This is a genomic window from Winogradskyella sp. (genome assembly GCF_965228925.1).
In the GTDB taxonomy this organism is placed as follows: Bacteria; Bacteroidota; Bacteroidia; order Flavobacteriales; family Flavobacteriaceae; genus Winogradskyella.
The window spans coordinates 4,474,660-4,487,375 of record NZ_OZ245845.1; the positions used below are offsets into that span (position 1 = coordinate 4,474,660).

The window sequence follows — 12,716 nt, forward strand, 5'->3', positions numbered from 1 at the left end:
TAAAAACCAATGAATTTAGTAAGAAACCTCAACGACATAGCTATATCTCATCTCTCAAAAAAAATTGTGATTGTACTATTAATATCAATTTGTATATGCGCATTATCCTGCAGTAGCGATGACGATTCATCAGGAGATAACATGCCAACAACCTCAGAACTATTAACAGCCAGTGTATGGTATCAGGAATCCAGATCTCCAGGAACTTTATCGGACTGTGAGAAAAATTCATCCTTTAAATTCAATACGGACAATACGGTTACGGTAGAATCGTTCAGTGATAATTCTGGTCCATGCGAATCTGAAGGTATTCTGAATGCGACCTATACGCTGAATGGCTTGACCATAACCATTACCTTGGGTACGGATGTCATTATTGCTACCATAAATAGTATATCCGAAACCGAACTATCTGTTACGGATAATCAAGGCGAAACCGTTGTATTTGATAAGACACAGGGCTAGACATCATGAAAAAAGTACTTTCTATTTTCGCCTTACTCCTATGTACTGGGATGATTATTGCCCAGAATGGTATTCATTATAAAGCGCTTATTAAGGATGCTAATGGTAACGTTCTATCGGCTTCACCTGTAAGCATTCAATTCATCATCTATAAAGGCGCTGAATTGACGGATAACGTCTATCAGGAAAGCCATGTATTAAGTACAGATTCGAATGGATTCATTATAACATCCATAGGTAAAGGAATAAGCAGTGATGACTTCGGTACTATTAATTGGGGCGGTGACGAGCACTTTCTCAACGTTCAAATAAATACAGGATCGGGTTTGGTCGATTTTGGGACAACACAATTTATGGCAGTCCCCTATGCTTTAACCTCGGAGGACAATGAATGGAAGAAAAATGGTAACCATATTAACACCACAAATTATGCGGTTGGAATTAATAGCGAAAATCCCGAACACACTTTGGATCTTAGGTCTGCATCACTAGAAGAAGCTTCAAGTTTCAACATGTCTAACAGCGATAAATCAAAATTTGTGCGGTTCTTCAGTGGCAGTGATTTGTATCCAGATCCATCCATGACCTGGGCCCCTGAATACGATTTTCTATTCGCAAGTTATAACGACAGCAATTCGAATTTTAATGAATATATGCGAATAAGCTCAGAAGGACATTTGGGCTTGGGCATTAGTGATCCAGAGGCTACCTTAGATATTGCAGGCGGCGATTGGAATTTAGAAGCAGGCAACCCAGGTGATTTTAGAATTGGAAGCCTAGCCCATAATTTTAGAATAGGTGTTGCTACTGGTGGGGGCGGTGCTGGTATTACCCGAATGTATACCAACAGCAATGCTTTAATTCTCGGAACCAACGACTCAGCGGATTTAATCATCGACCAAAATGGCATACTTTCGGCACCTTCCATGACTAATGCTCAAATAGAAAGTGTTGGGAACAAGGCATTAGCCACAAAAGAATATGTTGATGCACAAACGTCATCGCATACAAATGTGGCTTTTAAATGTAGATTGAATGTCATTGGCACATTACAAACCCTACAAAATGTCACAGAACAACAGCTCAACTTTGAATATGCGGAACATAATTATGGTGGTGGTGTTTTTAATGCTACCAACCATTCTTATACCATACCGTATACAGGGGTTTATGTCATTCGCAATAAACTTCAAATCAACTTTGATGATGCTAATGAAATTGCCATCGTCTCTAAAATATATGTCAATGGTGCCTTTAAGGCAGCTACGGGTAAGCAATTTACACACGACTATAGTGACCAATGGTCACAGCAAATGACATTTTCCGAACAGTTAGCCTTAAATCAGGGCGATGTCATTACATACCGGATCACGGCAGGATTTACAACGACCGGAAATTTACCTAAAGTACTGAACAACTCCTCCATGTCGATTTACAAAGTGTACTAAAGTCCAAAATCATGAATATACCTGCTATAAATTTTATTCTAAAGCATGAAAATACAATTACCTATACTGATTTTATTGGTCACAGAAATTCGGCAAAAAATCGATGGCCGGTGGAAGATTAAACATCTGCATTCCACAGTCAATAAAACTTCAAATACTAATCCATAAATAGCAATTAAATTTCAAAATGAAAACGTTAACCCTATCCTTTCTAGCATGTCTCACGACTGTTTTGTATGCTCAGAATAAACCGAAACTAATGCCTGAACGCGCAGTTACCGATAACTATCATGGCCAACAATTAGAAGATCCATATCGTTATATGGAAAATTTACAAGACCAAGACGTCTTAGACTGGATGAAGGCCAACACCAAATACGCTGAAGACATCATGAGCAAAGTTCCAGGTAAACAAGATCTAAAAAATCTGATGATCAGTTTATTTATGAGACAAGGCGATCGCATTTCAAATGTTCATATTACGGATAATGATGGTTACTTCTATATCAATAAAAAAGCAGGCGAAGAGTTTGGCAAATTATACAAACGTTCTTGTTTTAGTTGTGAGGAAATATTGCTTTTCGATCCTAAAGACTATAAACCCGAAAACGATGAGAAATTCACTATTTATGGCATTCAACCAAATTATAAAGGAAATCTTATCGCCGTCGCTTTTGCAGCGAATGGTTCGGAAAATGCGGAAATACAATTGATGGATGCCAATGGACAACTTTTAAAAGATTTTATAGCGCTAGCAAGAGGTGTGTCTTGGTTACCAAAAGACGACGCTTTTATTTATACAAAGGCCAACTCTGCCGATGTTACTGAAATGGACAGATATAAAAATCTTACCACCTATGTGCATTATGTAGGTACGGACCCAATGACAGATAAGGTCATCTTATCCCGAAAAAATAATCCTGACCTAGATATTGGGCCTGACGAATTTCCATCAGCTCGATACGATGCCGATGCTAATAAGTTTATTGGATATGCACAAAGTGTTGATAACAGATTAAAAACTTATATCGCTGATTACGATGAAAATTCAGTTTTAAATTGGCAGCCGATGACCAAACGTGAAGACCAAATTGAGGTAGCTTGGGTAGGGACAGATCATATGTATTACATGAGTTTTAACAATGCTCCGAACAAAAAGATTCTAAAAGCGCCTATTGATCAACCCAGCGTAGCTAATGCAACACTTTTAGTCCCCGAAAAACCAGATGAAACCATTACGGATATGGCGGTCACAACGGATGGTCTTTATTATGTTACGACTAAGAATGGTGTTGAGGCCCATGGCTATTTTTTACCAAACAAAGGACAAGAGATGAAGTTAAAATTTCCATTTACGGCAGGTTTTGCAAATGTCTCTACTAAAAATTCCAGATCCTCCGATGTTTGGTTTACCATATCGGGATGGACTTCGCCCAACAAGCGCTATCGCTATCATCCAGAATCCAACACATTTGAATTGGAGGAACTCGCAGCCCCAGTTGAATTTCCCGAATTGGACAATATCAGAGCCAAGGAAGTGATGATCACCTCGCATGACGGCGTTAAAGTTCCAGTATCGATCATTTACGATAAAACGATTCAATTAGATGGTAGTAATACCGCAGTACTTTTAGGTTATGGTGCCTATGGTATCTCTATGGAACCCAATTTCTCCCCTTTAAATTTAGTACTGACATCTTATGGTGTTGTATTTGTTGTACCGCATGTTCGTGGCGGTGGTGAATTAGGAGCAGATTGGCATAAAGCTGGACAAAAATTGACCAAACCAAATACATGGAAAGATGCTATTGCAACGGCCGAATATCTCATAGAAAATGGATATACTAGCAAAGGTAAAATCGGAATCGCCGGTGGCAGTGCTGGTGGCGTTTTTGTAGGGCGAGCCATCACCGAACGGCCAGACTTATTTCAGGCCGCAGCACCTATGGTGGGTTGCATGAATACGGTACGCCAAGAAGCATCCCCAAATGGCCCTATAAATATCCCGGAGTTCGGAACGGTAAAAGATGCCGATGAATTTAAAGGACTTTTGGAAATGGATAGCTTTCATCATATCGTAAAAGGTGTCGACTATCCTGCATTATGGATTTCCGCCGGAATGAATGATCCTAGAGTCATTGCTTGGCAGCCTGCAAAATTTGCGGCACGTATTCAGGCCGCAGATCAAGATGAAGAACCCATCTTATTATTCACGGATTTTGAAGGCGGCCATGGTGGTGGTGTGGCCTTCTCAAAAACACTTGAAGAATTTTCAAACGTATTCTCATTTATGCTATGGCAGACTGGACATCCAAAATTTCAGCCAAGCAATTAAAAATATTAAAGACGCTATTAATCAGGTGCAAGAGGAAATGACAAAGCTTATGCCATGTTGTTTCCTCTTCTTTTTATAGGCTATCTAAGGCTTTTAACCATTGATTAAAGACAATCTTTATCGTAACTTTGCAAGATGCGATTTAAGATAGAATCAGAGTTTCAACCTACAGGAGATCAACCAGAAGCTATACAACAATTGGCCAATGGTATTACAGAAGGGGAACCTTATCAAACTTTACTTGGTGTGACCGGTTCCGGTAAGACGTTCACCGTGGCCAATGTTATACAGGAAGTGCAACGCCCCACCTTAGTTTTGGCGCATAACAAAACCTTAGCAGCGCAGTTATACTCGGAGTTTAAACAGTTTTTTCCCGATAATGCTGTGGAGTACTTTGTGTCCTACTATGATTATTATCAACCAGAGGCTTATATTCCTGTGTCTGGTGTATACATAGAGAAGGATTTATCCATCAACGAGGAAATTGAGAAGATGCGACTGAGTACGACCTCTTCCCTACTTTCTGGACGCCGTGATGTTTTGGTCGTGGCTTCAGTATCTTGCCTATATGGCATTGGAAACCCTGTTGAGTTTCAAAAAAATGTCATCACCATAGAACGGGATCAGATTATTTCTCGTACAAAGCTTTTGCACCAATTGGTACAGGGCTTATACTCCAGAACCGAAGCGGACTTTAAAAATGGGAATTTTAGGATAAAAGGCGATACTGTTGACGTGTTTCCAGGCTATGCAAATAACGCCTTTAGAATTCATTTTTTTGGCGATGAAATAGAAGAAATTGAAGCTTTTGACGCACATACCAATGAAATTCTTGAGCGCTACGATCGCTTAAATATCTATCCCGCGAATATGTTCGTAACATCACCTGACGTGCTCCAAAATGCGATACGTGATATACAAGATGACTTGATGGTACAACACGATTATTTTAAAGATATAGGCAAACACCTAGAAGCCAAACGTCTTAAAGAGCGTACAGAATTTGATCTGGAAATGATTCGAGAATTAGGGTATTGTTCGGGTATTGAAAACTATTCGCGCTATTTAGATGGAAGAGCACCAGGGACAAGGCCATTCTGCCTATTGGATTATTTCCCAGATGATTATCTTATGGTAGTAGATGAAAGCCATGTGACCATTTCGCAAGTCCATGCCATGTATGGTGGCGACCGAAGCCGTAAGGAAAACCTCGTCGAATACGGTTTTAGGTTACCTGCGGCTATGGATAACCGACCTCTAAAGTTTGAAGAGTTTGAAGCCCTTCAAAATCAGGTCATTTATGTGTCAGCAACTCCTGCAGACTATGAGATGCAAAAAACTGGTGGTGTATATGTGGAACAGGTGATACGTCCAACAGGTTTATTGGATCCGATTATCGAAGTCCGTCCGAGTTTAAATCAAATTGATGACTTAATTGAAGAAATTCAAGAGCGTGTTGAAAAAGACGAACGCACCTTGGTCACAACATTGACCAAACGCATGGCGGAAGAGTTAGTAAAATATTTGACAAGAATTTCTATTCGCTGTCGTTACATCCATAGTGATGTGGATACCTTAGAACGCGTCGAAATTATGCAAGATTTACGCAAGGGTATTTTTGATGTTTTGGTGGGCGTCAACCTGCTTCGTGAAGGTTTGGATTTACCTGAAGTATCCTTGGTCGCCATTCTTGATGCCGATAAAGAGGGCTTTTTGCGCTCCAATCGTTCGTTGACCCAAACCGTTGGTAGAGCGGCACGTAACCTTAATGGAAAAGCCATTATGTATGCGGATACGATTACCCAAAGTATGCAAAAGACGATTGACGAAACCAATTACCGCCGGAAAAAACAAATCGCTTATAACACGGCAAATAACATTACACCAAAAGCCTTAAACAAAAGTTTAGATAGTGCCTTGGCAAAAAACTCCGTGAGTACGTACCGAACCGAACTCGAAGCGAAACTCGCTGCTGAACCAGAAAGTGAGTATTTAACAAAATCCCAGCTTGAAAAGAAAATAAGAGAAAAACGCAAACAAATGGAACAAGCAGCCAAAGCTTTGGACTTTATGGAGGCCGCACGTTTTAGGGATGAGATTACCGCCTATCAGGAAAAATTGGAGAAGCTAAAAGTAAAGTAGTAGACCTAAAATTGTCAGAATTAGGCCCCATTAATTTCCATTGATGACATTTTCTTATTGTTTCGATGTGGCTATATAAACATTTATATAGCTGTATTATGAAACGAATTTTACTATTTATACTATTGCATATATCTTCTACAATAGCAATCGCCCAAACCACATGGACCGGTTTAGGCGCTAACACAAATTGGAATAACACTGATAACTGGGATACTAACATGGTTCCTACTGTATCTGATGATGTGATAATCCCTACGGGATTTACTGTTACACTCAATATTGCAGGTACCGTTAAATCCATAGATGTTCAAGGGAATTCAACTTTTGAAATGAGTAACAGTTTAAACTTTACTGACCCTTCAACTTTTGGAGTGAATACAATTATAAATTGGAATTCAGGAACGCTTAATGGTGGTACAAGTACCCTAACACATCAAGGAGTGTTACATATGCTAACCGGTAGTTCAAAAAATATTTCTGGCGGGATGACTTTACAAAATGAGGGTACTATGACTATTGCTTCAAATGGCGATTTGCGGATTACCGAAAATAGTATTTTGAACAACACGTCATCAGGAATTATTGATATGCAGGCAGATTCAGGGAATATTACCTGGTCTGGGATATCAGGCACCTTAAACAATCTAGGACTTATTAAAAAGACCACCTCAACAGGAGAGGCGCAAATCATCATTCCTTTTACCAATAACAATGGTACGATTCAGGTTGAATCTGGTGAGCTTTCCATTCAAAATGCAGCTTCAAAACGTTTTATCAATGGAACCTATAATGTATTCTCTGGTGCTATTTTTACTTGGGATACACAAATTACTATTGAAGGGACATTATCTGGTGATATTGATGGGACTTTGAATTGGAATGATAATTTAAACGTTGCTGTCGGTACCACGGCCACATTCAATTTTTCTACTGATAACGACTTTAATTGGGCTGATGGCAATCTATTAGGAGGCGGAACAGTAGTAAATAACAACATTTTGAACCTAACTACTGGTGCAACAAAAGTAGTATCAGGAGATTCTACATTTGAAAACAACGGAACGATAAATATTGCCTCGGTAGGTGATTTGAGGATTATTGGTGTCAATTCTAGCATTAATAATAAAGCTTTAGGGATTATTGATATGCAAGAAGACAGTGGAAATATTACTTGGTCTGGAACAGCCGGTTTATTGTTTAATGATGGATTAATCAAAAAGACGACATCTACAGGAGAGGCCCAAATTATCACACCATTTACTAACAATAACGGAACTATTCAAGTTGAATCTGGAATATTGTCTATTCAAAACCCCACATCAAATACCTTTTTTGGTGGTACCTATAATGTATTTACCAATGCTGTATTCGATCTGGATACAGAAATTACAATTGAAGGAACACTACAAGGAGTGATCAATGGTACTTTAAATTGGAATAGTACTTTAGTTGTGGCAAATGGGGCTACAGCAACCTTTGATTTTTCAGTTGATACTAGTTTTAACTGGAATTCTGGAAGCTTAACAGGAGGAGGTACGTTAATTAACAATAACACAATAGACTTAGACACTGGCAGTACCAAGGCTGTAAGAGGTGGTTCAACATTTAATAATAATGGCAAACTGAATTTTGTGTCTGCTGGAGACTTATGGATTGCAGACGAGAACTCTTTAATGAATAATAATCTATCAGGAGTTATTGATCTTCAAACTGCTTCTGGAAACATCACTTGGTCTGGCACGGCTGGTTTACTGGTTAATCAAGGTTTGATTAGTAGAACAACTAATACAGGAGAAGCTCAAATTCTCATACCTTTTACTAATAATGACGGTACTATTCAAGTAGAAGAAGGCACGCTTTCTATTCAGATTTCCGAAGGAAAAACGTTTTTGAATGGAACTTATAATGTCTTTGCTGACGCAATTTTTGATTTGGATACAGAAATTACAATTGAAGGAACACTGCAAGGTGTGATCGATGGAGCCTTAAATTGGAATAATGTCTTAAATGTAGTAGATATGACATCCGCTTCTCTAGATTTTACAGTGAACAATAATTTTAATTGGACAAATGGAAGTTTAACAGGAGGAGGAACAGCAATAAACAATTCAGTTATTTCTTTAACTACTGGAGGCACAAAAAATATCACAGGAGCTACAACATTTGAAAATAATGGAACTATTAATTTTGAATCGAACGGCGACCTATGGATTACAAGTGCTAATACGGTTCTCAACAATAATGAAACAGGCTTTATAGATATGAAGTTTGATTCTGGAAATATTTCATGGAGTGGTACATCCGGCACTCTAAACAATTTTGGGCTTTTAAGTAGATCAACAAGTACAGGATTAGCTCAAATATTTACAGACCTCAATAATTTTGGGACTATTGAGATTGCGTCCGGTGAATTGGAAATAACATCTTCCAGACCATTTACCAACACAACTACGGGTGTTATCAGGGGTATAGGCATTTTTGATTTACCTCCTACAGCCAACTATACCAATAATGGTAGTTTTGCACCTGGATTATCCCCGGGAACTCTAAACGTACAAGGCGATTACACCTCTGCTTCTACATCACAATTGGAAATCGAGTTAAATGGCTTAACACCAGATACAGAATATGATGTACTTGCCATAACTGGTAATAATAACGTATTTGAGGGAAGTGTGGCTATTATTATGGGATTTGAAGGCAATATTGGTGATGAATTTACTATTGCTACCACTTCAGGAACTATAGCTTCAGGAAATCTACAATCACCGATAGAAAATATAGATTTTGATGGTAAACGCTATACATTTGAGGTCTCTTATCCAGATACTAACAAAGTAGTACTTACGATTACAGATAAGCTGGATATTCTCCCTCCAGATATTATCACTCAGAATATCACGGTGCAACTGGATGAATCTGGCAGCGCATCAATTTTACCTTCGGAAGTTGATAATGGTACGACAGATAATTGCACACCGAATAACGAATTGCTATTTGAATTAGATATAGACACATTTACATGTGGCGATTTGGGTGATAATACCGTAAACTTAACTGTAACGGATAATGATGGAAATTTTGCAACAGTATCAGCAACTGTAACTGTTGAAGACGTTTTAAATCCAACAGTTGTTACACAAGATCTTACTTTGCAATTAGATGCCTCTGGAAACGCGAGCATTTTAGCTTCAGAGGTCGATAATGGTTCGAGCGATAACTGCACTGTTGCAAATCTAAGCTTGGATGTCAGTGATTTCACCTGTGCCGATCTGGGCACAAATACGGTAACCCTGACCGTAACCGATCAAAGTGGCAACTCGGCTTCCGAAACCGCCACAATCACTGTAGAAGATACAACAAACCCTACCGTGATCGCACAGAATCTTACGGTACAGTTAAATGCTTCTGGAAACGCGAGCATTTTAGCTTCCGAGGTTGATAATGGCTCGAGCGATAATTGTACCGTTGCAAATCTAAGCTTGGATACCAGTGATTTCACCTGTGCCGATTTGGGTACAAATACGGTAACCCTGACCGTAACCGACCAAAGTGGCAACTCAGCTTCCGAAACTGCTATAATCACTGTGGAAGATACAACAAACCCTACCGTGATCGCACAGAATCTTACGGTACAGTTAAATGCTTCTGGTAGTGCTAGCATTTTAGCTTCCGAAGTTGATAATGGCTCGAGCGATAACTGCACTATTGCAAATCTAAGCTTGGATACCAGTGATTTCACCTGTGCCGATCTGGGCACAAATACGGTAACCCTGACCGTAACCGATCAAAGTGGCAACTCGGCTTCCGAAACCGCCACAATTACCGTAGAGGATGTTATAAACCCTGCGGTGATAGCGCAGAATCTTACGGTACAATTGGATGCTTCTGGAAACGCGAGCATTTTAGCTTCTGAAGTTGATAATGGCTCGAGCGATAACTGCACTGTTGCAAATCTAAGCTTGGATACCAGTGATTTCACCTGTGCCGATCTGGGTACAAATACGGTAACCCTGACCATAACCGATCAAAGTGGCAACTCGGCTTCCGAAACTGCCACAATCACTGTAGAAGATACAACGAATCCTACCGTGATCGCACAGAACCTTACGGTACAGTTGGATGCCTCTGGAAACGCGAGCATTTTAGCTTCTGAAGTTGATAATGGCTCGAGCGATAACTGCACTGTTGCAAATCTAAGCTTGGATACCAGTGATTTCACCTGTGCCGATCTGGGTACAAATACGGTAACCCTGACCGTAACCGATCAAAGTGGCAACTCGGCTTCCGAAACTGCCACAATCACTGTAGAAGATACAACAAATCCTACCGTGATCGCACAGAATCTTACGGTACAGTTAAATGCTTCTGGTAGTGCTAGCATTTTAGCTTCCGAGGTTGATAATGGCTCGAGCGATAATTGTACCGTTGCAAATCTAAGCTTGGATACCAGTAATTTCACCTGTGCCGATTTGGGCACTAATACGGTAACCCTGACCGTAACCGATCAAAGTGGCAACTCGGCCTCCGAAACCGCCACAATCACTGTAGAAGATACAACAAACCCTACCGTGATCGCACAGAATCTTACGGTACAATTGGATGCTTCTGGAAACGCGAGCATTTTAGCTTCCGAGGTTGATAATGGGTCGAGCGATAATTGTACCGTTGCAAATCTAAGCTTGGATACCAGTGATTTCACCTGTGCCGATTTGGGTACAAATACGGTAACGCTGACCGTAACCGACCAAAGTGGTAATTCGGCCTCCGAAACTGCTATAATCACTGTTGAAGATACAACGAATCCTACTGTGATTACTCAAGATATAACCGTTTCTTTAGATACTTCGGGTGCTGTTTCTATTACAGCTGGAGATATTGACAATGGTTCAACAGATAATTGTTCAATTTCATCCTTAAGTTTGGATGTTACTGACTTTAGTTGTTCTGATCTAGGAGTAAATACGGTGAACTTAACCGTAACAGACCAAAGTAGTAATACGGCTTCAGCAACTGCAAACGTAATTATTATTGATGAAATTAGTCCCGTAATTGATTGTCCAGACGGATTGAACGTAGAAAGTACTGGAGATTTTATACTTCCAGATTATATTATAGATGGGCTTGTTACAGTTTCCGACAATTGTGGCTTCTCAACCTTACAGACTCCTGCACCTGGAACCAATTTATCTCAGGGTGACCACATTATTGAGTTTGAAATAACAGATTATGCCGGAAATACAGCGAGTTGTTCTTTTAACCTCAAGGTAAACGATATGACCTTAAACATAGGAAATAACGAGTTGCTCGATGCAGCTATAAGTCTATATCCAAATCCGGTCAAAGACGTATTTACTATAAACAACCCAAAGAAATTCAACTTGTTAAAAGCCACAATTATTGATGTAAAAGGTAGCATCATTCAAAAAAATGATTTGCGTTCAATGGGATCTAAAGCGACCATCTCAATGCAAGGCTACCCATCTGGAATTTATTTTGTAAAAATTGAATCAGAAAATAGCTTTACAACTAAGAGAGTTATAAAAATGTAATAGCATCATTACTAATTAGCCTTACAACAAAAAAACTATGGAACAAGCAGCCAAAGCTTTGGACTTTATGGAGGCCGCACGTTTCAGGGATGAAATTACCGCCTATCAGGAAAAATTGGAGAAGCTAAAGGTGAAGTAGTCAGTAGTCAGTAGTCAGTAGTCAGTAGTCAGTAAAAATAATAAACAAACCTGCCTAATACCTAATACCTAATACCTAATACCTAATAAAATTAATTATACTGCACCTTAAAAATATCGATCAAAAAATCAGGTGGTACAACTTTATCCGGAAAACTATCCATTAAATCCAAGACGCGGTTAATAGATTCATGACTTAATCCCATTCGCAATCCAAAATTGTGAATTTTTACGAGCTGTTTTGGAGAGACTTTATGATCGAGGTTCATTAAAAGTACTAATCTATGAAACTGAACGATACGTTCACTATGAGATTTTAAGTGGACATAGGTTACAGGATGGTCAAAGAGGTATTCAAAATCTTCCCTAGAAATATCGAGTTGCCTCGCAATACTAAGTAAGAAATTGTATTCAATGGATTTTATATTTTCATCTGTTTGAGCAAAAGCAATCATTTCGGATAGCAAACTCAATTTTTCAGCACGATTGATCATAGATAGAGGGAATTTAATTAACAAGGTAAAGTTAAATAGGTAGATTCTTTTATTGTCGTTGATATAATGTATCTTGTCGAAAAGTTCAAGGTATTTAGTCGGAATTTTTAAACGTTTATCAATCGGGGCAACCAATAAT

At 39.1% G+C, this 12,716-nt stretch carries 7 protein-coding genes; 6 read left to right on the forward strand and 1 reads right to left on the reverse strand.

The window, feature by feature from the left end; translation table 11 throughout:
* Window positions 1-9: 9 nt before the first annotated feature.
* The 6 genes from ACO052_RS18780 (at window position 10) to ACO052_RS18805 (ending at window position 12,084) form a co-directional block, all read left to right on the forward strand.
* Window positions 10-465: a lipocalin family protein gene (locus ACO052_RS18780; RefSeq protein ID WP_422105329.1), complete on the forward strand. Its 456-nt coding sequence runs from the start codon at window positions 10-12 to the stop codon at window positions 463-465.
* Window positions 466-470: 5 nt separating this feature from the next.
* Complete coding sequence (locus ACO052_RS18785; protein WP_422105330.1) at window positions 471-1,913, forward strand: hypothetical protein; 1,443 nt, start codon at window positions 471-473, stop codon at window positions 1,911-1,913.
* 187 nt (window positions 1,914-2,100) lie between these two features.
* Window positions 2,101-4,248 (forward strand): prolyl oligopeptidase family serine peptidase, encoded by a 2,148-nt coding sequence (locus tag ACO052_RS18790; RefSeq protein WP_422105331.1) that lies wholly within the window; start codon window positions 2,101-2,103, stop codon window positions 4,246-4,248.
* 135 nt (window positions 4,249-4,383) lie between these two features.
* Window positions 4,384-6,390 (forward strand): excinuclease ABC subunit UvrB, encoded by a 2,007-nt coding sequence (uvrB, locus tag ACO052_RS18795; RefSeq protein ID WP_422105332.1) that lies wholly within the window; start codon window positions 4,384-4,386, stop codon window positions 6,388-6,390.
* A 98-nt stretch (window positions 6,391-6,488) separates the two neighbouring features.
* On the forward strand, window positions 6,489-11,945 hold the full coding sequence (locus tag ACO052_RS18800) for an HYR domain-containing protein (protein ID WP_422105333.1): 5,457 nt from the start codon (window positions 6,489-6,491) through the stop codon (window positions 11,943-11,945).
* A 37-nt stretch (window positions 11,946-11,982) separates the two neighbouring features.
* Window positions 11,983-12,084, forward strand: coding sequence for a UvrB/UvrC motif-containing protein (locus ACO052_RS18805; RefSeq protein WP_422105334.1), 102 nt, complete (start codon window positions 11,983-11,985; stop codon window positions 12,082-12,084).
* A 91-nt stretch (window positions 12,085-12,175) separates the two neighbouring features.
* Here the strand turns inward: ACO052_RS18805 and ACO052_RS18810 are convergent, their stop codons facing one another.
* Window positions 12,176-12,577 (reverse strand): TerB family tellurite resistance protein, encoded by a 402-nt coding sequence (locus ACO052_RS18810; protein ID WP_422105335.1) that lies wholly within the window; start codon window positions 12,575-12,577, stop codon window positions 12,176-12,178.
* Between the last annotated feature and the right edge of the window lie 139 nt (window positions 12,578-12,716).

Coding starts and splice junctions, on each gene's coding strand:
- ACO052_RS18780 (WP_422105329.1), top strand. CDS start 10: ATGAATTTAGTAAGAAACCTCAACGACATAGCTATATCTCATCTCTCA.
- ACO052_RS18785 (WP_422105330.1), top strand. CDS start 471: ATGAAAAAAGTACTTTCTATTTTCGCCTTACTCCTATGTACTGGGATG.
- ACO052_RS18790 (WP_422105331.1), top strand. CDS start 2,101: ATGAAAACGTTAACCCTATCCTTTCTAGCATGTCTCACGACTGTTTTG.
- uvrB (WP_422105332.1), top strand. CDS start 4,384: ATGCGATTTAAGATAGAATCAGAGTTTCAACCTACAGGAGATCAACCA.
- ACO052_RS18800 (WP_422105333.1), top strand. CDS start 6,489: ATGAAACGAATTTTACTATTTATACTATTGCATATATCTTCTACAATA.
- ACO052_RS18805 (WP_422105334.1), top strand. CDS start 11,983: ATGGAACAAGCAGCCAAAGCTTTGGACTTTATGGAGGCCGCACGTTTC.
- ACO052_RS18810 (WP_422105335.1), bottom strand. CDS start 12,577: ATGATCAATCGTGCTGAAAAATTGAGTTTGCTATCCGAAATGATTGCT.